The organism is Agrococcus sp. KRD186 (genome assembly GCF_017168255.1).
In the GTDB taxonomy this organism is placed as follows: Bacteria; Actinomycetota; Actinomycetes; order Actinomycetales; family Microbacteriaceae; genus Agrococcus.
The window spans coordinates 260,241-283,188 of record NZ_JABFAP010000001.1 but is presented as its reverse complement, the minus strand read 5'-3'; the positions used below and the strand labels follow the sequence as shown (position 1 = coordinate 283,188).

Genomic DNA, 22,948 nt, shown 5'->3' with positions numbered 1-22,948 from the left:
CCGCGGGCAGCCGTGGGAGCCTTCAGGCGATAGACGTCACCACGCACGAACTGCAGCCATCTCCTGGGCGAGTTCACGCGAAGCCGCGACGTCCTCCGCGTCCGCGCGAAGTGCCTCCGCCTCTGCCCGGATGCTGCGTCGGCGCTGCTCTCGTTCGGCGGCCAAGATCGCGGCGCGTGTCGCCTCGGAGCGCGACGCCCCATCTCGAGTCAACGCGGCAAGCGCCTTCTCGATCGCGGAGTCTGTACGAATCGTCAGCGTGGCCATGTCACAAAGTGTACAACACATCGCACTCGACAGAGCAGTCCAAGATTGCCTGCATGAGGCCGTCGGCATGGCCGGGCCTCACGCAGCCAGTTGCTCATAACCCGCTCGCGTCGTATTATGAGTAACTGCAGTTAGTCATAATTAAGGACATGGGAGTTATGAGCAGCAAGCGGCGCAGCTGGCCAGCGACCGGGAGCACGCAGGTGATCTGGCAACCGTCTTCCGGCATCGACCGCGATGCTGGGCGCGAGTACCCGGCGTCGGTACCCGCACGCATCGCGGCGCTCTCCCCCGTGCTCGACCCGGCGACGCGGGCTCTGACCATCGCCGCGACGAGCGAGCTCATGCGCTTCGACAGCGAGCTCGGGCACCGCGTGCAGCAGTTCGGCCCATTGCTGCTGCGATCGGAAGCAGCGTCGTCGAGCCAGATCGAGAACCTGACAGCGAGCGCCAGCTCGGTGCTGTCGGCGGAGCTCGGGGGCAGGGTCGGCCGGAACGCCGGCGAAGTGGTGGCGAACACGCGGGCGATGCAAGCGGCGATCGACCTCGCGGGATCGATCACGCCCGACTCGATCCTCGCGATGCACCGAGCACTGCTCGAGCAGCAGCCGCGGCACCGCCCGGGTGCGTGGCGCGACGAGCCCGTCTGGATCGGCACCCGCTCCGACTCGCCGTTCGGCGCCAGCTATGTCGCGCCGCCCTTCGAGCAGGTGCCGGCGCTGATCGACGACCTCATCGACTTCGTGCACCGGGAGGACATCGACCCGCTCACCAAGGTCGCCATTGCACACGCGCAGTTCGAGACGATCCACCCGTTCACCGATGGCAATGGTCGAACGGGCAGGGCCCTAGCCCAATCGATGCTGCGAGCAGAGGGCGTCACACAGTCGGTCGCAGTCCCAGTCTCCGCTGGGCTCCTGACCGACGTCGAGGGGTATCACGCTGCGCTCGACGACTATCGGAAGGGTTCCCTCGACGCGATCGTGAGCGCCTTCGCGCACGCCGCCTCGCGAGCAGTCGCCAATGCTCGGCAGTTGATCCAGGAGATCGACGATGTGCGCGCGAGCTGGAATGGCAAGCTCGCGGCACGGCGCTCGTCGAACGCGTGGTCGCTGCTCGATCTCTTCGCTGAACGCCCCATCGTCTCGGCGGTGATCGCCGCGCAGTCCCTCGGCATCGCGACGCCGAACGCCTATCCGCCGCTGCGTGCGCTGACCGATGCGGGCATCGTGCAGTCGAAGCACGAGCACAAGCTCGGCGACTCGCTGTGGCGGGCCGACGAGATCCTGCTCGCGCTCGATCGATTCGCAGATCGAGCAGGTCGCCGCACGCGCGACACTCGGTAGCGTGCCAGCGTGACCACTCCCGACCCCGCCTGGTTCGAGCGCGACCCGCTCGAGCTCGCCCCGCTGCTGCTCGGTGGCGTGCTCAGACGAGCGGATGCGTCGGGTGCGGTCGCGCTGCGCCTCACCGAGGTCGAGGCCTACCGCGGCAGCGACGACCCGGGCGCGCACACGTTCCGAGGCAAGACGGCCAGGAACGCGACGATGTTCGGCCCCGGCGGCCACGTCTACTGCTACTTCACCTACGGCATGCACCACGCGGTGAACATCGTCGCGGGACCTGAGGGCTCCGGCTGGGGTGTGCTCGTGCGCGCCGGCGAGGTGGTCGAGGGCTACGAGCTCGCGAGGGACCGCAGGCACATCCGGCGCACCACCGTCATCACGGGCGAGCTCGCCCGCGGCCCCGGCAACGTCGCCCAGGCGCTCGGCGCGACCCTCGCCGACAACGGCGCCGCCTTCGCCGCCCCCGCCCCCGGTCATCGAGTAGGGCCGCGGGTCACCGCCGGTCATCGAGTAGGGCCGCAGGCCCGTATCGAGATGACACCAACCTGGTCCTTCGAGCCGGCCCCCGCGCCGCCACCCCACCGCACCGGCCCCCGCGTCGGCGTCAGCGGCCCGGGCGGCGACGCATCCGCCTACCCGTGGCGCTTCTGGATCCCGGGCGAACCTAGCGTGTCGGCCTACCGCCCCGCGACGCAGCGCAGACGCTGATCAGCGGACGACGCGGATGCGGCAGCGCGGCCCGTTGGCGTTGGCGAGCCGCCGGTCGCCAGTGAGCAGCTCGCAGTCAAGGGCCTCGGCCAACGCGACGTACATCGCGTCGCAGGCGCTGACGCTCGCGCGCAGGTCATAGGCGCGAGCGACCAGGTGCCGGGTCGGCACTCGTGGGAACGCGAGTTGCTGCAGGTCGCTCGCCGCCGCTTCGAACTGCGCATCCGAGAGCGATCCGGCGAGCCACGCTCGGCGCAGCGCGGCCATCACCTCGACATTGATCAGGTCGGGCGCCGTGAGCTCCTCCGCGGCGCGCAGCGCTGCACGGGCGGCCCTCCCCGCGTCTCCATCGTCGCCGAGAGCGTTCACCAGCACGGAGGCGTCGATGACCTTCACCGCCGATCACGCTCAGCTTCGACGGCATCCACCGCTTGCTGGAACCCGATTCGACCGCCGGAGTGCCTTCGCTCGATGTCGTCCAGGATGTCGGCGAGCTGCTTCTCCTCAGCGATGCGCCGCAGCTCGATCGCCAGGAACTGCTGCAATGACTGCTGCCTCGCGGCAGCCTTCCCAAGCAGCGCAGCGTGCACATCTGCGGGCAGGTCACGAACCAGAACGTTCGGCATGCTTACAGTTTGCAAGCGCTCCCGTCGGTATGTCAATGAGTGATGGACGCTTTCCATGGCGCGAGCATGTCGGAACCGCGAACCTGTCAGAATCCGTTGTCCACAGCCGACGCCCTACGCCGCGCCAACTCGCGCGTCGCGTTCCAGGAAGAGGATGCGTTGCCACATGAGGACGTTCTGTCCTCGTCTCGTGACGGATCACGAATCGATCCTCATCTCGCGACAGCCTGTCGAGCCGGGCGGCCTCGAGACGAGCGGTGCGTGAGCGCTCAGTGCGATGAGTCTCAGACGTGGACGGGTGCTGCGCTCGACGCCTGCGCCGCGGCGAGCTGCGGCAGCGCTCTGGGGCGGCGGGCGGCGCGGAGGCCGTTGAGGATGACGATGACCTCGGCGACCTCGTGCACCAGCACGACACCCGCGAGCCCGAGCACACCGAACAGGGCGAGCGGGAACAGCACGATGATGATCGCCAGCGCCAGGCCGATGTTCGCGGTCATGATCCGGCGGCCCCGCCTCGCGTGCGCGAGCGCGCCCGGGATGAGGCGCAGGTCGTGGCCGGTGAACGCGACATCGGCTGACTCGATCGCCGCGGCGGAGCCCTTCACGCCCATCGCGATCCCGACCGTCGCCGTCGCCAGCGCCGGAGCGTCGTTGATGCCGTCGCCGACCATCGCCGTCGGGCGCGACGCCGCCAGCGCGGCGATGGCCTCGGCCTTGTCCTTCGGCAGCTGCTCCGCCCGCACGTCTGTGATGCCGGCCTGCTCGGCGATCGCGCGCGCGGTGCGCTCGTTGTCGCCTGTGAGCATGATGGTCTCGATGCCCTGCTCGTGCAGCATCCGCACCGTCTCGGCGGATTCCGGACGCAGCTCGTCGCGCACGCCGATGAGTCCCGCGACCTGTCCGTCGGCCTCGACGACGACCACGGTCATGCCCTGGGTGGCCATCGCATCCGCGCTGTCGCCGAGGTCGCCGGGGTGCAGCCAGCGCACGTTGCCGACGCGGATCGCGCGGCCCTCGACCTGCCCGGTGATGCCGAGGCCAGCCGCTTCGCTCACGTTCGTCGCGGCAGCCGTGCGGCCTGCAGCGGCGGTGATCGCGGCGGCGAGCGGGTGACTGCTGGTGCCTTCCACGGCCGCCGCCCAGTCAAGCACATCGTCGCGTGCGACCCCGGGCGAGGTCTGCACGTCGACGACGGTGGGCTCGTTGCGCGTGAGGGTGCCGGTCTTGTCCAGGGCGACGGCGCGGATCGTGCCGAGCTGCTCGAAGGCCTCGCCGGATTTGATCACGACGCCGAACTTCGATGCCGAGCCGATCGCGCTGATGACCGTGACGGGCACCGCGATGGCCAGGGCGCACGGGGAGGCGGCGACGAGCACCACGAGGGCTCGTTCGATCCAGGTGGCCGGGTCGCCCACGAGCACGCCGAACAGCGCGACGAGGGCGGCGAGGATCAGCACCGCCGGCACGAGGGGCTTGGCGATGCGGTCGGCGAGCCGTGCCCGGTCGCCCTTGCGTGCGTGAGCCTGCTCGACGAGCGCGACGATCTGGGTGAGGGAGTTGTCCCGCCCGTCAGCGGTGGCCCTGATCCGGAGGGTCGCGGATCCGTTCACCGAGCCGGCGATGACCTCGTCGGCTGGTCCGACCTCGACGGGGATGGACTCGCCGGTCACCGCGGAGGTGTCCAGGCTCGACCGGCCGTCGACGACCACGCCGTCGGTCGCGATGCGTTCGCCGGCGCCGACGACGAGCACATCGCGCTCACGGATCTCAGCCGCGGGGATCGTGACGTCGCCGTTCGGGCGGGAGACCCGCACGGTCTCGGGGATGAGCGAGAGGAGCGCGCGCAGCCCCTCCTTGGCGCGGTCCATCGCGCGGTCCTCGAGGGCTTCCGCGAGCGAGAACAGGAATGCCAGCGCGGCGGCTTCGCCGACGTGGCCGAGCAGCACCGCACCGACCGCGGCGATGGTCATCAGCAGCCCGACGCCGAGACGGCCGCGCAGCAGCCGGCGCACGGCACCGGGGACGAACGTGTACGCGCCGGCGAGGAGCGCGGCGGCCTGGAGGATCACCGCCGGGATGGGAAGGCCGCTCCACTCGAGGATGTATCCGGCCAGCAGCAGCACGCCCGCGATCGTGGAGGGCAGCAAGGCGGTGTCACGCCACCACGGCGGCCGCACTTCGATCTCCTCCGCATCGGTGCCCGTGCCGGAGGCGGGGTCTGGCCCGCAGCAGGCGTCATCGTCGGGGAGCGGACGCGCGAGCTCGATCGGGCGCGCGGGGCTGGTCTTCAGCGGCTCGTCCGGGCCGCAGCACTCCGCGCTCACGCCACGACCGCCGTCGTCATCGTGGCGTCGCAGCAGAACGGCACGTCGCAGTGCTGGTCGGTGCAGGGTGCTCCATCGTCGCAGGCGAGCACGGTGTCGACGAGCATCGAGATCGCGCGGGTGAGATGCGGATCCGCGATCTCGTACCGGGTCTGGCGCCCCTCGGGCGTCGCGACCACGATGCCGCAGCCGCGCAGGCAGGCGAGGTGGTTCGAGACGTTCGTGCGGGTCAGGCCCAGCGATTGAGACAATCGGGCCGGGTATCCTGGTGCTTCGAGCAGCGCGAGGAGGATCCGCGAGCGGTTCGGATCGGCCATCGCCCGGCCGAGCCGGTTCATCACATCAGCACGAGAAGCAAGAGTCAGCATATGCTGACCATACACCGCGCTGCGCTCCGCGCAAGCGAGCCAGGACCATCCCGATGACCAGCAAGGACTGACCCTTCATGCCCACACCGCCGCTCCCCCTCGATCCCGCTGCGCGAGACGCGCGATGAAGCGCAGGCGCGGCGCACGACTGGCACTCGCTGCCCTGGTCGCTCTCGCCATGGCCGTCGTGGATCAGGGCACGAAGGCGATGGCGCTCGCGCAGCTGAGCCAGCAGGCGCGCATCCCGCTGATCGGCGACCTGCTGGGCCTCCAGCTCGCGTTCAACCCCGGCACGATCATGTCGCTCGGGTCGAACAGCACCTGGGTGTTCACCGTGATCGCGAGCGCGGCGGCGATCGGGCTGTGCTACGCCGCGTGGCGCGCGCCGTCCAAGGGGTGGGCGATCGCCATCGGGTTCGTCTGGGGCGGAGCGGTCGGCAACCTCATCGATCGCCTCTTCGCCCCTCCCGGCTTCGGCGTCGGCCACGTCACCGACATGCTCGCCTACGGCAACCTCTTCATCGGCAACATCGCCGACGTCGCGATCGGCATCGGCGTCGGGCTGGGCATCCTCCAGCTCATCCGCAACCAGCGAGCCGAGCGGCACAGCGCCGCTGCGGCGGCGGCCTCCCCGAGCGAAGCCTGAGCTCCAGGCAGCTCGCCCGAGTGCGGGCGCACTGCCGCGCGGCGAGCCGATCGCGCCCCGCTTTGCGTCTACACAGCGCAGCGTGTATGTTCATCGAGTGCTGACTATTGCTGATCGATTGGATGTGATGAACCGGCTCGGCCGCGCGATGGCCGACCCGACGCGTTCACGCATCCTCATGGCCCTGCTCGAAGGCCCCATCTACCCCGCTGCTCTCTCCCGCGAGCTGGACCTGAGCCCATCCAACGTCTCGAATCATCTGACGTGCCTGCGCGACTGCGGCATCGTCGTGGGCGAGCCAGAGGGGCGCCGAACGCGATACGAGGTCGCGGATGCCCGACTCACGCGCGCGCTGACCGCGCTGCTGGAGACCACCTTGGCCGTGGATCATGCAGCCGAGTGCATCGGCGCTGACTGCGACCTCGAGGGATGCAGCACGACGGAGGTGCGCGCATGATCGCCTCCGTCCTGCAGGCGATCGGCTTGTTCCTCGCCACCAACATCGACGACATCATCGTGCTCTCACTCTTCTTCGCCCGCGGCGCGGGGCAGCGAGGCACGACGGTGCGCATCCTGGTCGGTCAGTACCTGGGGTTCGCGGGCATCCTCGGTGCGGCCGTGCTCGTGGCGCTCGGCGCCGGGGTGTTCCTGCCCCCTGCGGTCATCCCCTACTTCGGCCTGATCCCCTTGGGCTTGGGGCTCTGGGCTGCCTGGCAGGCGTGGCGCGACCGCCACGAGGACGATGACGACGAGGCGAAGATCGAGGGCAAGAAGGTCGCCGTCGGGGTCGTCGCCTGGGTCACGTTCGCGAACGGCGGGGACAACATCGGCGTCTACGTCCCCGTCTTCCTCAGCGTGGGGCCCGCTGCCGTGGTCGCGTACTGCATCGTGTTCCTGGCACTCGTCTCGGTCCTGGTGCTGGCGGCGAAGTTCATCGCCACACGACGCCCGATCGCCGAGCTCCTGGAGCGCTGGGAGCACATCCTGTTCCCGATCGTGCTGATCGGCCTCGGCATCTTCATCCTGGTGAGCGGCGGGGCGTTCGGGCTCTGACCCGCGGGTGCCGATCGGAGCGCCATCTCGATACGGGCCTGCGGCCCTACTCGACGATCGTGCGCGAGGGTTGCGCTACATGCGCTCCGGGGCGCTGACGCCGACCGTCGAAAGGGCCGTGCGCAGCACCTGGCCGGTGGCGTCGTTCAGCCACAGGCGCGTGCGGTGCACGATCGTGATCGGCTCGTCGCCGACCGGCGTGACGCGGCAGGCGTCGTACCAGCGGTGGTAGAGACCGGCGAGCTCCTCGGCGAAGCGGGCGACGCGGTGCGGCTCGCGCAGCTCGGCCGCCTGCGCGAGCACGCGCGGGAAGTCCGCGAGCGCGCCCAGCAGCGCCGACTCGCTGGGATGCGAGAGCAGCGAGGGGTCGAACTCCGAGCGGTCGACACCGGCCTGCGCGGCGTTGCGGCCGACTGCCGACATGCGGGCGTGCGCGTACTGCACGTAGTAGACCGGGTTGTCGTTCGTGCGCTGCGTCAGCAGCTCGAGGTCGATGTCGAGGGGCGTGTCTGCACTCGAGCGCACCAGGGCGTAGCGAGCGGCGTCGACACCCACCGCATCCACCAGGTCTTCCATCGTCACGATGGTGCCCGCACGCTTCGACATGCGCACCGGCTGGCCGTCGCGCATGAGGTTGACCATCTGGCCGATGAGGATCTGCAGGTTGTGGTGCGGCTTGTCGCCGAACGCGGCGCACATCGCCATCATGCGGCCGACGTAGCCGTGGTGGTCGGCGCCGAGCATGATGATGTTCTGCTCGAAGCCGCGCTCGCGCTTGTTCTGGTAGTATCCGAGGTCGCCCGAGAAGTAGGCCGGCTGGCCGTTCGAGCGCAGCACGACGCGATCCTTGTCATCGCCGAAGGTGGTGGTGCGCAGCCAGGTCGCGCCCTCCTCCTCGAAGATGTGGCCGCGCTCGCGCAGCGTCTCGATGGCGCGCTCGACCGAGCCGTCGGACTGCACCTGGTGCTCGTGGAAGTAGACGTCGAAGTCGACGCCGAAGTCGTGCAGATCCTGCTTGATCTCCTCGAACATCAGCGCGACGCCGTTGGCGCGGAACGTCTCCTGCAGATCGGCGTCGTCGAGGTCGAGCAGGTCGCCGTCGTAGGCGTCGTCGACCTTGCGGGCGATCTCGGCGATGTAGGCGCCGCCGTAGCCGTCCTCGGGAGTGGGGTCGCCGCGGAAGGCCGCGACGAGGCTGCGCGCGAAGCGGTCGATCTGGCCGCCGTGGTCGTTGAAGTAGTACTCGCGGGTGACGAGCGCGCCCTGGCGCTCGAGCACGCGGCCGAGGCTGTCGCCTACCGCCGCCCAGCGGGTGCCGCCCATGTGGATGGGCCCCGTCGGGTTCGCGGAGACGAACTCGAGGTTGATCTTGATGTCCTTGAGGGTCTCCCCTGCGCCGTACGCGTCGCCGGCCTCGACGATGGTGCGGGCGAGCTCGCCCGCGGCGCCGGCGGCGATGGTGAGGTTGATGAAGCCGGGGCCCGCGACGTCGGCGCGCTCGATGCCCTCGACCGCGGCGAGCTCGGCGGCGACCTCCTCGGCGAGCTCGCGCGGGTTCGCGCCGGCCTTCTTCGCGAAGCGCATGGCGGCGTTCGTCGCCCAGTCGCCGTGGTCGCGGTTGCGCGGGCGCTCGAGCACGATGTCGCTCTCGCCGACCTCCACGTCGCTGCTTCGTCGGCCGACCGCTGAGCGGACGGCGGCGAGCACGGCGGCAGAGATATCGGAGGGCTGCATCCTTCGATTCTAGTCCGCGTGCCTGGCCAGGGATCCCGTGCCGCTCACCCTAGTCTGGCTGCATGTCACGCCCCAGCCTGCGCATCCGCCACCGTCTTCTGCCCGTCACGATCGTGGCTGCGGTGACCGCGTTGGCGCTGACCGGCTGCGAGCCGGGCGTGCTGGCGCCGACGGATTCGCCCGACCCGTCGACGGGGCCTACGGTCACCGCGGAGCCGACTGAGACGACCCAGCCGACAGAGCCTGGTGCGACCGAGACGCCGGGCCAGACCGACACCCCCGAGGTGACGACGCCGCCGGTCGCGGGCGATCTGCCCTGCACCGACGTGTTCACGGCCGACCAGCTCTACGCGTTCAACCCGAACTTCGCGCCCTCGAGCGACCAGGGCGAACTGCCCGGCGCGATCGCAGACATTGCGGATGCGGGGGGCACGGTGTGCGCGTACCAGCACGTCACCGGGTCGGATCGGCTCGTGATCGGCGTGCTGGAGGGCATGGGTGACTTCGATGCGCCTGAGTTCGAGTCTGTCGGCGAGATCGGCGTCGCGTCGGCACAGACGGACGGCTCGGTGGTCGCCGCGGCCTCCATCTACTTCGTCGAGGCCCGCGACGCGCAGCAGGTGCTCGACGAGGTCAGCGCCAACGTCAACTGACCCTCGCCCGCTGGATAGTTCTATGTCCTGAGATTGGCAAGGTCGGTCTTGAGGCAACGGTAGATCTCGCGCACGATGGCTCGTTTGAGTACGCGGATCACGTCGCGCTTGGAGAGGCCTTCGGCGAGGCGTCGGTCACGGTAGTCGCGGGTCCGCTGGTCGTGGGCGAGGCGGGTGAGGGCAATGGGGTGGATGGCGCGGTTCGCTTGTCGGTTGCCGCCGCGGTGGAGCCGGTGCCGGTTGGTCTTGCCGCTGGAGACAGGGACGGGTGCGGTGCCGGTCATCCGTGCGAGGGCCGCCTCAGAACGGATGCGGTCGATGTTCTGGCCGACCGCGACCAGCAGAGTCGTCGCGGTGATGGGGCCGACCCCGAATGCGTGCAGGAGCGTGGGAGCGGTGGCGTTGACGAGCGAGGTCAGGTCGGCCTCGGCGACCTCGATCTCCTCAGTCAGGTGCTGCACGCGGGTGGCCAGTCGGCGCAGGGCCAGCTTCGCGGCCTGCTCGGGCTCGGCCAGCCGGGTCGTATCGGGGCGGAGCTTGGAGGTGGCCGTCACGAGCGCGCTCGTCGTGGTGGGCAAGCTCTCTCGCAACGCCGCGGGGGCTGTCGTGCGGACCGCCTGGAGTTCGTTGAGCGCTTGGGTCCTGGCCTTGACGGCGCTCTCGCGGGCCGAGTGGAGCAGCCGCATCGACTCGATCGGGCCGGTGGTGTCCTTCGGGATCGCGGTCGCGGTGCCGGCGAGGACCTTGCCGGCGGCGGCGATCGCGTCGGTGCGGTCGCCCTTGCCCCGACGTGCCCTGGTCGCCCGGTCAGCGGTGTTCACCTCCAGCACGGTAACGCCTGCAGCCAGCAGGTGGCGGGTCAGGCCGGCGCCGTAGGAGCCGGTCAGCTCTACCCCGACCCGGTCGATCACGCCGTGCGCGGCGATCCAGTCGAGCAATGCGCGGTAGCCGACGACGGTAGCCGGGAACGCGGCGTCGGCCAGCAGCTGACCGGTCAAGGTGACCACGGCGACGTGATGCGTGTCGAGATGCGTGTCGATGCCGGCGACGACGATCGGCGCGGCCGGCGGTGCGATGAGTACCATTTGGGCTGTCTCCCTCAGAGCGATGCTTTGGCGCGGATGACTCATCCGGGCGGGGCCGACACCACATTGACGAGCGAGAGATCGCGAAGTTCTATCAAGTCAGGCCCCGTCCGGCCCCACGCCCGGACGTGACGGTCGCGACAGTCGCCGACAGACCCAGCGCAAGGCATCCGGAGAGCCTGTCGAGTAGCAAGTCAGACGACCACGAGACCGCCACGCCCATTCTCAATGTCGAGTAGCGGACGAAGTCCGCGTATCGAGGCCACCTTCGGTCTAAAGAATCCGGTACCGCCTCCGCGGCTCATCCGTGGCACCCGCGATCAGCGAGTCATCCGTCGCCTCCACCGTCAACTGCGTCAGCACCACCGGGTTGCCGGCGGTTGTCGCCCACGCCGTCTCGAGCGCATCTGCTCCGGTCGCGATGCGGATGAGGCTCCCCCGCGGCGCGAGCCCGGTCGGATCGAATACCCACCAGTCGCCGTCGACGAACACCTCGGCGACGGCGTGGAAGTCGGGCGGGTTGAGCCCGGGCGCGTAGACGCCCACGTAGCGAGCCGGCATGCCGGCGGCGCGAGCGAGCGCGATCATCACGTGCGCGTAGTCGCGGCACATGCCGCCGCGCTTTTGCAGCGTGGTGACCGCGGAGTCGTCGATCATCGACATCGCCGGCGAGTAGGTGAAGCCGCGCGCGATCCAGTTGCGCATGGCGTCGAGCTGCTCGAAGCCGGCCACGCGCCCGAAGCGCTCGTCGACGAAGCCGCGCAGCGCCGATGCCTCTATATAGCGGGAGTCCTCGAGGTAGCGCGCCGGATCAGCGTCATCGATGGGCCGTTGCAGGTTGGTGAGACTTGTCTGAATGTCGACGTCGAGCATGCCCGTCGGCGCCGTGAACACCAGCTGACGCGTGTCATGTGCAGCGGCCAGGATCTGCCACTCGACCGGCGCACCGTCGACCGCGACTGAGATCTGGTCAGCGGATGCGTATGCCTCGGCCGGCAGTGCGAGCAACACAAAGTCGGTGTCGCCCACGAGCGACATAGAGAAGGCTGCATGAGCGGTGCGCATCGGGAACGATCATCCCATGATCTCGCGGATGCGCCAACTATCCCATGACAGTGGCAAAGGTATCAAACAATTTCATTGCCGCCGGAGCCATTACAACTAAGATCAAAACTGGCAGAATACACAGCATCAGTGGGAATATAACCTTTACCGGGACTTGCTGCGCCTTCTCTTCCGCGCGCTGCCTGCGCTTTAGGCGCATCTCCGCCGCTTGCGTCTTGAGTACATCGCCGATTGAAATACCGTTCGCATCAGCCTGGAGCACTGCGCGGACGAACTGCCGTAAATCCGACACATGATTGCGCATAGCTAAATCCTCAAAAGCTCGTCGACGGCTTACCCCCATCCGGATGTCTTGGAGCGTCCGCGTGAGCTCCTGCGCCAAGACGCCATGTCCGCCTGCGGCCACACGCGTCATGGCGGAGTCAAACCCCAAGCCCGCTTCAACGGCGATCGTCATCTGATCAAGTGTGTCGGCGAGCTCGACCTGAATCTGCTGCTCACGCTCTTGACTACGACTGACGAGCAACAGTTCAGGCAAGAAGTAGCTGATAGCCCCGACGAATCCAACAAGCACCACCAGAACCCCGGACTGCCGCGACGCAACCAACAAAAAAATCGGCAGAGCGACGATCGGAACGGTCACAAGCTTTAGCGTTAGCAAGCGGCTGACGGGCCAATTCTTTGGACGACCAGCGCTCGCATGCAGCCTTTCGACGAGCGAGACAAGAAACTGCGGCGTGACGGAGTACGCGATCGAATGAACACCCGATACCGCCGACCGTGTATCACCCGCTTCCACGACCGCATCGCCTCGCCTCAGGTTTGCCAGGCTGCCTGCTCTGGTGGGATTGATGCTGGCGGCAGCAACCCAGCCCACAATGCCCGAGGCCGCGGCAACGAAGCCACAAGCAAGCACCAGCTCGATAGACATCAGAACTTGACCTCGACGCTCTTGGCTATCCAAACGCTCCCGACCAAAAGCAGCAACCCGCCGCCGATGAGCAGGACGATCCCAAGCAGTGATTCCACTAGTGGTGCAAGATATCCGGGATTGATCACCATTAAGGAGCCAGCAACAACAAACGGAAGCAATATCAGAATGATCGCCGACATACGACCTTCAGCGCTCAAGGTGGCGACATGCCTGCGAATTTGTCCGCGCTCGCGAATGGTCTGGGAAACACCATCGAGCACTTCGGCGAGACTGCCGCCGACTTCCCGATTGATCGCGATCGCTTGAGCAGCCCATGTAAAATCGACACTGTCCATTCGCTCCGCAGCCTCCATCAATGCCTCGACGACGGGCCTTCCAACTCGCGTCTCGTTCACTACGCGCGCCAGCTCGGATGCAGTCGGCTCCTCAGACTGTTGCGCCACGCCCGCGAGCGACTGCATCATGCTGTGCCCGGCCCGCATTGAAGACGCAAGCAACTGCAAGGTGCTATCTAAATGGTTCGCGAAACGATGGCGACGACGGCGTATCCGCAACATAATCAGGACTACGGACCCTATTGGAGCAAGAGCCATCACTGGCAGGGCGAACCAACCGCCGCGCAGAACAAGCACTAGAGCGCCGACTGCGAAAGCGACCACAATCACGAGAAAGACGAAATCCTGCGGCCTCATTCTAAGGCCAGCGAGGTCGAGCTGCGTTGCCAACGAACCGGACCGCCGATTCAAGATCCGTCCAATGAGTCCGGTAGCGACCTCCGCGACTTCCGCCAGGGCGCCTTCGCCTTGGGTGCGCACAGGGCGACGCCTATTCTTCGGGACACGGTCATGAGTCGGCCTCGCTATCGCCAAGCCTGCAACACCCAGGCCCGCCACGACCGCACCGATGCCGATTTCAGCGATCATGATTGTGGCATTCGCACGTCGAACGTCCCCGACGGCAAGTCGATACCCATGTCCAACAGGCGCTCGACAAACCTTGGCCTGACTCCTGTCGCAACCGGAGAGCCTCGGAACCTGCCTTCATGATCTGTACCAGCGCTGTAGTCGAACAAGAAGATGTCTTGGAGCGTGACAGTCTGGCCCTCCATTCCCGCAACTTCGGTCACCGCCGTGACACGACGACTGCCGTCGCGAAGCCTCTCCAGCTGAATTATCAGATCGACTGCCGAAGAAACTTGCTCACGAATCGCCCGCAGCGGCAGGTCCATGCCTGCCATGAGAACCAACGTCTCCATCCGAGCGATCGCATCTCGGGGCGAGTTTGCATGGACGGTGGACAGCGAGCCGTCGTGCCCAGTGTTCATCGCCTGAAGCATATCTAGCGTCTCCCCACCACGAACCTCGCCAACGACGATTCGATCTGGCCTCATACGAAGCGAGTTGCGAACCAGTTCACGAATGGTTACTTCGCCTCGACCCTCCACGTTGGGCGGACGCGACTCCAGACGCACAACATGATCTTGCTGCAATTGTAGTTCTACAGCATCTTCAATCGTGATGATGCGCTCTCGGACCGGGATGAATGAAGACAGTACGTTCAGCAGCGTTGTCTTGCCGGTGCCTGTGCCACCGGAAACAATAATGTTCAACTTGCCTTCGACACACGCCTGGAGAAGCCGCGCCATTTGTGAATTTATCGTGCCGTAGCGGATCAGATCAGGTACGCGCAACGGGTCACGCGCGAACTTGCGAATCGTCAGCGCGGATCCAGAGAACGCGAGTGGCGGGATTATGGCGTTGACGCGCGAACCGTCCTCGAGGCGCGCGTCGACCATTGGCGAAGCTTCATCGATGCGTCGCCCCATTCGGGTAACAATACGCTCGATGACCTGCCGGAGGTGTTCTTCCGAAGTGAAGCGGGAAGCCGCGCGTCCTAGCCTTCCATTCTCCTCCACGTAAATAGCGTCGGGGCCATTAACCATGATTTCGGTTACGTTCGGATCGTCAATTAATTTCTGCAGCGGACCGAGTCCCAGGACGTCATCGCGAACTTCGTTGATCAATCGCTGACGCTCATCGCTATTCAATGGCGCCTGCTCAGCCTCCACCACGATATTGAGCTCATCACGGACCAGTTGATGGAGTTGTGATTCACTGAGATTCGGGTCGTTCAGCCTGCTCCCAATCCGCGCAAAAAGTGCGACAGCCGCGCGCTGCTTTACCCGAAACAGGGCATCTTGAGACGACGAATCCACGTCTGCGTCGTCGTCGCCAGGTCTCTGCGCCAACTCCGTTTGCGGACCGCCTTTACCTTCGCTATCGGGCGCATCGTGCTGGGAAGCGGCGATCCGCGCTGCACGTCGCGGACCGGGTGGCAGCGTGATCTCGTCATCCAGCGGAGGGCGTGCGCCAAGACGCTCAGCAAGCGTGCTCATGACCTTGCCTTCTGCAACTCCCGCACCGCCTGGGCCGGAGTCGTTGCATAATGGTGGAGCAACTTCAAGAGTTGCTTTGCGACAGGGTCTCTCGGCTTCTGGAGGATCAATGGGACTCCAGTGTTCATGGAGGCCGTAACCGCACGAGAGTGCGGCAGAGTGAGATCTACGCTCGCCTGAATGGTGGATTCCACATCCGCGACGCTAAGCCCCGACCGCGGATCCGCGAAGTTCAGAACGACCTGGCGAGCACTCGTCAGCATCCCCAACTCCCGCAGGGTCGACATCTCCTTCCGCAGGCCACGTCCTCCCATGACGTCGAGCGTGGAGAGAAGAAGCGGGTCCGTGGTTTGGTCGAGGGCAGCCAGGGTCGTGGCGTTCAGACCCGCGGCGGTATCAACCACCACAAAGCGGAACTGAGTCGCGAGCATTTGCAGAAGAGCGCCGACCTGCTCCGGCGTTATTGTATCCGCGACCGCAGCGCTCTCTGGAGCGCAAACTACTGAAAGGCCTGACTCGTGTCTGCTGAGATGTGTTTTTAGAGCAATCGGATCTCGGAGCGCTGCACCACGCACGACATCTTCAAGCGTAAATTCAGGATCTATGTTTAGAGCTGTCGCCACGTCCCCGAACTGAACATCGAGGTCGACGAGCACGACCGGTCCAACTCCAGCACCAGCCAGACCAATCGCCAGGTTCACAGCAACTGTTGTTTTGCCAGCTCCGCCTTTCGGCGAGAGCACCGTTAACACCCGGCCCAGTACCCCTCCCCCGGAGGCGGCGCCCGAAGGTTCTGGATGGAGCAACCGGCGCTGTATGGCCAAGCTGGTGACGTGCTCAATAGCAAGTCGGACTGCGTCGACATCGGAATCGGGGGCTAGAACATCTCTGGCTCCCACTCGCATCGCAGCGGGAGACAAGGTGGCGATGTTTCCCGCGAGGATGATGCCCGTGCCCGGCAACTCCTGATCGAACCTGGCTGCCAGCGATAGCGCGCGCTCCGGATCGTCCGCTGTGTCGAGAATTATGACATCCGGCAGCGCGGACATGCCAACTCGAGCCACTACCGCGGCGGGCGAATCCACGAGGGACTCCTGCGGCAGGACGATGCAGTTACCGGCCGAAGCCTCTTGCACCGAGGACACCAACCCTCGGTCATCCGAAATTAGCAGAACGTTGCTCATTGGAAGACCTCCTCTGCTGTGACCGGCCCAGGGCTGTCTTCCTGCACCTCCGGGCCTTCGATCGATAACCAGACGGAACCAAACTCCTGGCCGAATACCAAGAGCTCTGCATCAGAAGCCGATAGCGCCAGTGTCACCATGATCGAATCGGCCGCCGGCTCCTCAACGCGTTCTCCAGTCTCGCTCGTCGTTGTTGTTGCGGAGCCGTCGACCGCAGTGACCAGCACCTTATGGAGAACGAGATCGGTTAGAGATTCTTGGCCACCACCCTGTGCGGTACTCGGGTCTGTCGCGGTCACTTGGCCCGACACGAAAACGCCGACGGTATCGCCAGGTTGCAGCTCTCCGCCGATGACTCGCTGTCGATCCAGACGGACCGACAGCACATGCAGGTTCGCAGGAACTTCGACCTCGCCCGGCACCAATTCAGGAAGCGCGAATCGTGCCTCGAGCAACTGCTCTCCCGGCACCAGCGCAACCGTCGTCAGCATCCCAGCCACCTCACTCAAGTCGGCAACGCCGCCTGGGACCACGGCTGACGCGGGGATTTCCGCTGACACGACGGAGCGAACGATCTGCTCGACCGGGGTGCCAGCTTCAATTCCTTCCGCAACTATCAGGACGGTGCTGGGTTCGAGTTCCGCAAGCGCACGCGCATCGGCATTGGCCGCGTACAGAAACGTAAGCACGCCTCCGACAGCAGCAACGAGCAGAGCCGCTAGGGCAATTGTTAGTCGGCGGATCATTGGGGAAACTCCTTCGAGCTAGTTCCATGCGGAGTCAAGCCGTCGAGCATCAGGGGAGCCGGAGTTGAACTTCGGGTTCGACGATCGCTTCGGCCGCGGGGTCGCCCAGCGAAATGAAGTCGATCAAAGTGCCTTGCACGCATCGACTCGCACCGCCGCAGGGATTGGGTTCCGATCGATGCGAACCATCAAAGTAATATCCGTCGAGATCAAAGACTGCATAGCCAATAAGTGGGTATCGCACGCTGGACCCAGCGCCTTCGGCGCCATGGAAAACGGGCACCAGAACCGGTTGCGAGTTGTCCGACCGCCATTGAACCAACTTCTCGGCACAACCCTGGTCAAGCTGATTGCCAGGACTTCCGGGAACGTCGCCGCTTGCAGGATTGACCTCGAGATCGCACTCTCCATGGAGCAAGAACCCGAAGTTACCGGGCGCGATCAACCCGTTCGTTCCTGTACACCCTGTGTCGGCCTTCTTCGGCATAATGATGACCGTCGGCTGCGGATCACTGACCGGCTCAAGTCCGACCACGTCATCGCCGTCACTTATAGGCGACATACCTCCCTGCACGTTGAGTTCACACCAGCTGAACGCAACAGGGAATACTCCGCCTGCGTCTGTCCATGACGCGGCACCAATAGCCGTCAGCGCTGTCTCATCTATGTCCATCGCTGGCGAAAACCAGTGCTCTCGGGTGCTCGTGGCCTCGACTTCAACCCAATTGGAGCCAAGGTCCAAATCGAGAATACGAGAATCTGCAGCGTTCGCAAGTGGCGAGTTCTTGCTAACCAGTGTGTGCCTGATCGTTTCCTGAGGCGCTAGGTCTAGGGGATCGCAATCTCCTATCGCACAGCTTTCGGCGATCGCCAGTGCGGCCGCATCCGCGCCGTACTGCAACCGTTGACGATCCGAGTGCATGGCTCCGAGGTCAATGGCAAGGGCGCCGACGATCAGCAGAGGTATGAGCATTATCGCTACCCAAACGGCGATCGCACCATGATCGTCCTTAGGCTTCAACCGCCGCATCGCATAGTCCCCTTACCAATGAGATCTACCTTCCAAAGGCCGCCGAGTAACTCAAAGTCCGATACTCGCGTTGTGACAGTCACATAGGCCTCAGCGGCGCAAGTTGCCGGCGCATCGATGGCCGAGGTAGGCAAAGTGATGGTCGGCAGCGCGGAATGCTGCGCCTGCAAGATTGCCGCATCCCGCGCGTCTATATCCGTCAGCGTGAACACTCGCACTGCGTCTCGAGCGGAATTATCCAGCACGGTCTGGACATGAAATGCGAAACCGAAGGACACAATGCCCACGAGCATAACCATCAACATTGGAACTACGAGCGCGAACTCTACGGCCGTTGCGCCGCGGTCACGCCATGTAAGTGGTTTCATCACCCGGTCCCCTGCTCGCATCGAGTCGGAAAAACGCGGTGCCCGAACTGTCGAAGTCCGGGCACCGCGTACATCCGACTATTCGCCTGCAGGAAGCGTGACAGTCCCGGCAACCGAGGTACGAACGCTCTCGAAGAGGTCCGTCACGAGCGGACCGAGCACGACCAGCGCGGCAACAACCGCAGCAGCGACCAGCGCGACCAGGACGCCGTACTCGACAGCAGTCGCGCCACGATCGGTCTTCTTGTCAAAACGGTCAGCCACGAAGGTCTGAGCCGCAACGAGGAATGCGAGCATGGAAATTTCCTAACTTGACAGGCCCAGAGCTGGGGACTCCGGTGCTTGAGGGATGCCGACCCGTTCGGGGCGACGTCCATGATGTTCGCATGACCGTTGCTCAGGACGCAAGATTCCGGAGCCTAAAGATTTGCTCAAGACCGGCGTTGCATAGGCGGCAACCTTCCGGTTTACGCAAGATCGCTTGACTAAAACGGCGTTACGGCAGAAACTTACTGCTGAGAGCCATACGATCGCCGGCTCGACCTCAAGTAAGGGTCGCGACCGCCACCCCGTTCATCCCGAGACCGGACACCGCCATGCAGTTCACTTCCACCGCCCATCCTTGGTCGGCCTTGAGGACGCGCATGGCCGGCACTCTGCCTCCCGTCGCTAAAGTGAGCCGCCATGCCTGAGACGAATCTGCCTGCCGACGAGCAGCCCCAGCCCGGTCTGCGCGAGCGCAAGAAGCAGTTGACGCGCCGCACGATCGCCGACGCCGCGTTCACGCTGACGAATGAGCATGGGCTCGACCACGTCACGATCGACCAGATCGCCGATCGCGCCTTCGTCTCGCCCCGCACGGTCTCGAACTACTTTTCGTCGAAGGAAGCTGCAATCATCGCGGCCCACAACAACGCGCCGATCGAGATGCTCGCCGGCCTCGACGAGCGGCCGACAGACGAGCCGCCGTTGCAGTCGTTGCGCGCCGTGCTCACGGCTGCGATCCGCGGCTGGTCGAAGGAGCAGATGTCGGCGCTCAAGGCGAAAGACGAGCTCGTGGAGCGCTACCCCGCACTGATGCCGCACCGCATGGCGCAGTTCGAGGAGCTTGAGACAGCCATCTGCGAAGCGGTCGCCGAGCGCGGCGGCGCCGACCCCGACACCGACCCGCTCCCCCGGCTGATCGCCGGGGCAGCGACGACCGCTGTTAAGACGGCGATTCGCATGTGGGACAACACAGGCGGCAACGCCGACGCGATCGCCGATCTGGTCGAGCAGGCGTTCATCGATCTTGAGGCGGGCCTGAGCCCCGAAGCCTGACGACCGTCGCGCTCGCGTAGCATCAGTCGCGATGCCGCCGCTCGTGATCGCGATCGCGGCCGCACTGTGCGCTGCGGCCGCATGGTTGCTGACCCCGTGGGCCCGCCGCATCGTCGACAGCTCGTCGAAGTGGCTGCACCGCTGGGTGCCTGGCGTGCTCGGCGCCGCGTTCGGTGTGGGCGCGGGTCTCGTCGCCCACCACTGGACGGTCCTGCTCGCGCTGTGCGCGCTCGCGGTCGGTTGCGCACTGCTCGTCGCGGTCGATCTCGCAGTCTTCCGCCTACCGGATGCAATTGTCTGGCCGACCACCGGCCTGGTACTCGCGCTGCTGCTGCTCGCCGCGATCGTCACCGGCGAGTGGTCGCGGTTCGGAACCGCAATGCTGGCGATGCTCGCCGTCGGCGTCGGCTACTTCATCCTCGCCTTCATCTCCCCCGCCAGTCTCGGCCTCGGCGACGTGAAACTCTCGCTCGTCCTAGGACTCGTGCTCGGGTGGTTCGGATGGCAGGCAGTCTTCTTCGGCATCCTCGGCGGCTTTATCGCTCTCGCCCTGGTCGCACTTGTCCTCATGGCCGTGCGACGCGCATCCATCAAGTCCGACCTGGCGTTCGGCCCATGGATGATCGTCGGTGCCGCTGCAGGCCTCGCAGTCGCGTCGGTCGGCGCGTAGCCCGCGCGGTGATAGATTGGGCGTCGCTGTTCACACAGCCCGGCCCCCATAGCTCAGGGGATAGAGCGTCTGCCTCCGGAGCAGAAGGCCGCAGGTTCGAATCCTGCTGGGGGCACCAAATCTTTCGGCCTGCGCGGCGGGTCCAGGGACGCGCGCCAAAACCCGTACGCTTACAAGCATGGGACGCCCACGCCTGCATGACGAGCACCTGCAACAGCGACTGCTCGAGGCCGCCACTGATCTGATGGCGGTGGACGGCCCCGACTTCTCGCTGCGGCCGCTCGTCGCATCCGTCGGCACCTCGACCTCGGCTGTGTACTCGCTGTTCGGCTCGCGAGGCGAGCTGCTCGAGGCGATCACGGTGCGCGCGGCCAGCTCGTTCGTGGCGGCGCAGCGCACCGCGCACAGCGACGACCCGGTGCAGCACATCGTTGGCATCGCGCACGCGATCCGCCAGTGGGCGACCGAGAACGCCGCCATGTTCCAGGTGGTCTTCGGCCGCACCGACGACTCCCCCGCGATCGCGGAGGCGCGCGATCGCGCGACGGAGCCGCTGCTCGAGGCCGTGACGGCTGCGATCGAGCAGGGCATCCTGCACGGCGACGCCGAGACCACCGCCCGCACGATCTTCGCCGGCTTGCATGGCTTCATCGCCCTCGAGCTGCTGGGCCACTACCCCGCCGGCCAAGCCGATACGCTCTTCACCGCGCTGTTGGCCGCCATCTGGCGCAGCTGGGCGACGCCCGAGCACCTCGGCGCGGTCGCCGCCTGAGGCTTGATCGAGATACCCCTCGGGGGTATCATCGTCACATGACCACTACCGCTGTCGCGCCGATGCACGGCTATGCCGACAACAAGGATGCGCTGCTCAAGCGCCTGCGCCGCGCCGAGGGCCAGGTGCGCGGCGTCGCCCGCATGGTCGACGAAGACGTGTACTGCATCGACATCCTCACCCAGGTCTCGGCCGCCACGAAGGCGCTCGAGACGGTCGCGCTGCAGCTGCTCGAAGACCACCTCGCGCACTGCGTCGCGGAAGCCGCCGCCCAGGGCGGGCCCGTCGCCGAGGCGAAGCTCGCCGAGGCCAGCGCAGCCATCGCACGCCTCGTGCGCTCCTGACTCCCCCAACTACCTGTTCACGACCGAAAGGCACGCAATGCTGCAGAACATCGAGATCACGACCACCCCGACCGACGCCAACGAGCAGGCAGGCGGATGCTGCGGTGGCGGCTGCTGCTCGACGGACGCGGCTGCCACCACGACCGACGCCGGCATCTCGCAGGCGTTCTCGGTCGAGGGCATGACCTGCGGCCACTGCGTCTCGTCGGTCACCGAGGAGATCTCCGGGCTCGCCGGCGTCGAGGGCGTCGACGTGCAGCTGGTCGCCGGCGGCCGCTCGACCGTGACCGTCGCCTCCGACAGCCCGCTGCGTATCGATGACGTGCGCGCCGCGGTCACCGAGGCAGGCTACTCGCTCGTCGAGGGCTGAGACAAGCTTTCGAGAGCGCCGACCTTTGCGAGGGTCGGCGCTCTTCGTTTGCGGGCAAACTCGCTGAAGTCTGGCCGTGTCGTTGTCGGGCCGTCATCCGTCCGCTTTACGCTCCGATTCCGAGAGGAGTGTGCAAATGACGAAGTCGCAAGGCTGGCTGCTGGTGCTCGGCACCGTCATCGTGGCGCAGATCGCTGTGCCCACAATCGCGCTCATGCACGATGCACCCGCCCGATTCGGGTTTCAGATGTACTCGGGCTACCACACAGGGTCGATCACTGTTCTCGACTACGGGGGGACCGAGATCGATGTGGAATTCAACGCCCTACTGCCCACTGGACTTCGGTCGGAGCTCGACTGGGAGCGATACATCCCAGAGCACATCTGCAGTGAGGTCACTGACGCTGCAACGATCACCATCCAGCGAGCAGATCGCCCCGAGACGAACGTGCCATGTCGCTGACGGGCGTGTTGACTGTCCGTGTCGACGGGCGGCCAATTGCGCTAGCGCGTGGACTGCTGGCGCTCGCACTTGCCGTCTGCGTGCTCGAAGTTGCCGTCATCCTGTCCGGAATTGCCGAAGGCAAACTCCGATACCCGGGGATCAGTGTCCTACCGGCACCGACCGCCGACACCGCTCAGGCGTTCTTGATCGTCGGGCTTCTCGCCGCCGCGTTGATCCTTCTCGGCTTATGCGCCGGCGTCGCTGCCGCGGCTGGCAGCATGCTTCTGACCGTTGCGCTGCTCTGGGACCAGCAGACCTACTCGAATCATCTGGTTCTAGTCATCCTGCTACTCGCCTATCTGTCGTTCGGGTCTGCTGCACGGATAGGTGACAGTTCTAGTCACGCCGCGAGTGCGACGGTCGTGTTCATGATGGTCTCGAACTCGATGGGCGTCAAACGGCCCAGGGCTGCTTGTCGGCGACGCCGGTGGTAGG

Annotated in this window: 28 protein-coding genes, 1 tRNA gene and 1 pseudogene; 14 read left to right on the top strand and 16 right to left on the bottom strand. The window is 65.9% G+C overall.

Annotated elements, in window-relative coordinates:
• Positions 1 to 36: 36 nt before the first annotated feature.
• Positions 37 to 267, bottom strand: coding sequence for a hypothetical protein (locus J1M46_RS01450; protein WP_206446212.1), 231 nt, complete (start codon positions 265 to 267; stop codon positions 37 to 39).
• Between the two features lie 203 nt (positions 268 to 470).
• Here J1M46_RS01450 and J1M46_RS01445 point away from each other — a divergent pair, with 203 nt between their 5' ends.
• Both J1M46_RS01445 and J1M46_RS01440 read left to right on the top strand, forming a co-directional pair.
• A complete protein-coding gene (locus J1M46_RS01445; RefSeq protein WP_342384218.1) occupies positions 471 to 1,613 on the top strand; it encodes a Fic family protein in 1,143 nt (380 codons plus the stop codon).
• 9 nt (positions 1,614 to 1,622) lie between these two features.
• Entirely contained in the window at positions 1,623 to 2,321 is a 699-nt protein-coding gene (locus tag J1M46_RS01440; protein WP_206446210.1) for a DNA-3-methyladenine glycosylase, read from the top strand.
• Here J1M46_RS01440 and J1M46_RS01435 read toward each other — a convergent pair whose 3' ends face one another.
• From J1M46_RS01435 to cmtR (J1M46_RS01420), 4 genes are all read right to left on the bottom strand, one after another.
• Complete coding sequence (locus J1M46_RS01435) at positions 2,322 to 2,717, bottom strand: PIN domain-containing protein (protein ID WP_206446209.1); 396 nt, start codon at positions 2,715 to 2,717, stop codon at positions 2,322 to 2,324.
• Positions 2,714 to 3,004, bottom strand: a complete 291-nt coding sequence (locus J1M46_RS01430) for a hypothetical protein (RefSeq protein ID WP_206446208.1) — start codon at positions 3,002 to 3,004, stop codon at positions 2,714 to 2,716. The genes J1M46_RS01435 and J1M46_RS01430 overlap by 4 nt, the downstream gene beginning before the upstream one ends.
• A gap of 227 nt (positions 3,005 to 3,231) precedes the next feature.
• Positions 3,232 to 5,124 (bottom strand): heavy metal translocating P-type ATPase, encoded by a 1,893-nt coding sequence (locus J1M46_RS01425; protein WP_206448515.1) that lies wholly within the window; start codon positions 5,122 to 5,124, stop codon positions 3,232 to 3,234.
• A gap of 143 nt (positions 5,125 to 5,267) precedes the next feature.
• Positions 5,268 to 5,639 carry a Cd(II)/Pb(II)-sensing metalloregulatory transcriptional regulator CmtR gene (cmtR, locus tag J1M46_RS01420; RefSeq protein ID WP_206446207.1) on the bottom strand — a complete coding sequence of 124 codons (372 nt, stop codon included), beginning with the start codon at positions 5,637 to 5,639 and terminating at the stop codon, positions 5,268 to 5,270.
• Positions 5,640 to 5,763: 124 nt separating this feature from the next.
• On the opposite strand from cmtR (J1M46_RS01420), the gene J1M46_RS01415 reads away from it, so the two are divergent.
• The 3 genes from J1M46_RS01415 to J1M46_RS01405 all read left to right on the top strand — a co-directional run bounded on the left by J1M46_RS01415 (position 5,764) and on the right by J1M46_RS01405 (position 7,338).
• Positions 5,764 to 6,285 carry a signal peptidase II gene (locus J1M46_RS01415; RefSeq protein WP_206446206.1) on the top strand — a complete coding sequence of 174 codons (522 nt, stop codon included), beginning with the start codon at positions 5,764 to 5,766 and terminating at the stop codon, positions 6,283 to 6,285.
• A 97-nt stretch (positions 6,286 to 6,382) separates the two neighbouring features.
• The gene (gene cmtR, locus J1M46_RS01410; RefSeq protein ID WP_206446205.1) at positions 6,383 to 6,742 is read left to right on the top strand and encodes a Cd(II)/Pb(II)-sensing metalloregulatory transcriptional regulator CmtR; all 360 of its coding nucleotides are present in this window, start codon (positions 6,383 to 6,385) and stop codon (positions 6,740 to 6,742) included.
• A complete protein-coding gene (locus tag J1M46_RS01405; protein WP_206446204.1) occupies positions 6,739 to 7,338 on the top strand; it encodes a cadmium resistance transporter in 600 nt (199 codons plus the stop codon). The genes cmtR (J1M46_RS01410) and J1M46_RS01405 overlap by 4 nt, the downstream gene beginning before the upstream one ends.
• 75 nt (positions 7,339 to 7,413) lie before the next feature.
• Here J1M46_RS01405 and argS read toward each other — a convergent pair whose 3' ends face one another.
• Positions 7,414 to 9,072, bottom strand: a complete 1,659-nt coding sequence (gene argS / locus J1M46_RS01400) for an arginine--tRNA ligase (protein ID WP_206446203.1) — start codon at positions 9,070 to 9,072, stop codon at positions 7,414 to 7,416.
• Positions 9,073 to 9,134: 62 nt separating this feature from the next.
• Between argS and J1M46_RS01395 the strand changes: the two genes are divergently transcribed.
• Entirely contained in the window at positions 9,135 to 9,725 is a 591-nt protein-coding gene (locus J1M46_RS01395; RefSeq protein WP_206446202.1) for a hypothetical protein, read from the top strand.
• A gap of 20 nt (positions 9,726 to 9,745) precedes the next feature.
• On the opposite strand, the gene J1M46_RS01390 is transcribed toward J1M46_RS01395, so the two are convergent.
• The 10 genes from J1M46_RS01390 to J1M46_RS01345 form a co-directional block, all read right to left on the bottom strand.
• Complete coding sequence (locus J1M46_RS01390) at positions 9,746 to 10,855, bottom strand: IS110 family transposase (protein WP_241248972.1); 1,110 nt, start codon at positions 10,853 to 10,855, stop codon at positions 9,746 to 9,748.
• Between the two features lie 228 nt (positions 10,856 to 11,083).
• A complete protein-coding gene (locus J1M46_RS01385) occupies positions 11,084 to 11,848 on the bottom strand; it encodes a transglutaminase-like domain-containing protein (RefSeq protein ID WP_206446201.1) in 765 nt (254 codons plus the stop codon).
• A gap of 64 nt (positions 11,849 to 11,912) precedes the next feature.
• On the bottom strand, positions 11,913 to 12,806 hold the full coding sequence (locus tag J1M46_RS01380; RefSeq protein WP_206446200.1) for a type II secretion system F family protein: 894 nt from the start codon (positions 12,804 to 12,806) through the stop codon (positions 11,913 to 11,915).
• Entirely contained in the window at positions 12,806 to 13,624 is an 819-nt protein-coding gene (locus tag J1M46_RS15165; RefSeq protein WP_206446199.1) for a type II secretion system F family protein, read from the bottom strand. The genes J1M46_RS01380 and J1M46_RS15165 overlap by 1 nt, the downstream gene beginning before the upstream one ends.
• Positions 13,625 to 13,728: 104 nt before the next feature.
• The gene (locus J1M46_RS01370; protein ID WP_206446198.1) at positions 13,729 to 15,204 is read right to left on the bottom strand and encodes a CpaF family protein; all 1,476 of its coding nucleotides are present in this window, start codon (positions 15,202 to 15,204) and stop codon (positions 13,729 to 13,731) included.
• Positions 15,201 to 16,388: an AAA family ATPase gene (locus tag J1M46_RS01365; RefSeq protein ID WP_206446197.1), complete on the bottom strand. Its 1,188-nt coding sequence runs from the start codon at positions 16,386 to 16,388 to the stop codon at positions 15,201 to 15,203. The genes J1M46_RS01370 and J1M46_RS01365 overlap by 4 nt, the downstream gene beginning before the upstream one ends.
• On the bottom strand, positions 16,385 to 17,134 hold the full coding sequence (gene cpaB, locus J1M46_RS01360) for a Flp pilus assembly protein CpaB (RefSeq protein WP_206446196.1): 750 nt from the start codon (positions 17,132 to 17,134) through the stop codon (positions 16,385 to 16,387). The genes J1M46_RS01365 and cpaB overlap by 4 nt, the downstream gene beginning before the upstream one ends.
• 49 nt (positions 17,135 to 17,183) lie before the next feature.
• Positions 17,184 to 18,155 (bottom strand): Tad domain-containing protein, encoded by a 972-nt coding sequence (locus J1M46_RS01355; protein WP_206446195.1) that lies wholly within the window; start codon positions 18,153 to 18,155, stop codon positions 17,184 to 17,186.
• Entirely contained in the window at positions 18,152 to 18,532 is a 381-nt protein-coding gene (locus J1M46_RS01350) for a TadE family protein (protein WP_206446194.1), read from the bottom strand. Before J1M46_RS01350 ends, J1M46_RS01355 begins: the two co-directional genes overlap by 4 nt.
• Before the next feature lie 78 nt (positions 18,533 to 18,610).
• Positions 18,611 to 18,829, bottom strand: coding sequence for a Flp family type IVb pilin (locus J1M46_RS01345; protein WP_206446193.1), 219 nt, complete (start codon positions 18,827 to 18,829; stop codon positions 18,611 to 18,613).
• 387 nt (positions 18,830 to 19,216) lie between these two features.
• Between J1M46_RS01345 and J1M46_RS01340 the strand changes: the two genes are divergently transcribed.
• From J1M46_RS01340 to J1M46_RS01305, 8 genes and pseudogenes are all read left to right on the top strand, one after another.
• Positions 19,217 to 19,852: a TetR/AcrR family transcriptional regulator gene (locus tag J1M46_RS01340; protein ID WP_206446192.1), complete on the top strand. Its 636-nt coding sequence runs from the start codon at positions 19,217 to 19,219 to the stop codon at positions 19,850 to 19,852.
• Positions 19,853 to 19,883: 31 nt separating this feature from the next.
• On the top strand, positions 19,884 to 20,522 hold the full coding sequence (locus tag J1M46_RS01335; protein ID WP_206446191.1) for a prepilin peptidase: 639 nt from the start codon (positions 19,884 to 19,886) through the stop codon (positions 20,520 to 20,522).
• A 42-nt stretch (positions 20,523 to 20,564) separates the two neighbouring features.
• A tRNA-Arg gene (locus J1M46_RS01330) sits at positions 20,565 to 20,640 on the top strand.
• Positions 20,641 to 20,700: 60 nt separating this feature from the next.
• Positions 20,701 to 21,294, top strand: a complete 594-nt coding sequence (locus J1M46_RS01325) for a TetR/AcrR family transcriptional regulator (protein WP_206446190.1) — start codon at positions 20,701 to 20,703, stop codon at positions 21,292 to 21,294.
• Between the two features lie 62 nt (positions 21,295 to 21,356).
• Positions 21,357 to 21,638 carry a metal-sensitive transcriptional regulator gene (locus tag J1M46_RS01320; protein ID WP_206448513.1) on the top strand — a complete coding sequence of 94 codons (282 nt, stop codon included), beginning with the start codon at positions 21,357 to 21,359 and terminating at the stop codon, positions 21,636 to 21,638.
• 37 nt (positions 21,639 to 21,675) lie between these two features.
• Positions 21,676 to 22,008, top strand: coding sequence for a heavy-metal-associated domain-containing protein (locus J1M46_RS01315; RefSeq protein ID WP_206446189.1), 333 nt, complete (start codon positions 21,676 to 21,678; stop codon positions 22,006 to 22,008).
• 136 nt (positions 22,009 to 22,144) lie between these two features.
• On the top strand, positions 22,145 to 22,471 hold the full coding sequence (locus J1M46_RS01310) for a hypothetical protein (RefSeq protein ID WP_206446188.1): 327 nt from the start codon (positions 22,145 to 22,147) through the stop codon (positions 22,469 to 22,471).
• Positions 22,462 to 22,827: pseudogene (locus J1M46_RS01305) on the top strand (HTTM domain-containing protein); the annotation flags it as partial. The gene J1M46_RS01310 and the pseudogene J1M46_RS01305, both read left to right, overlap by 10 nt.
• Positions 22,828 to 22,948 lie beyond the last annotated feature (121 nt).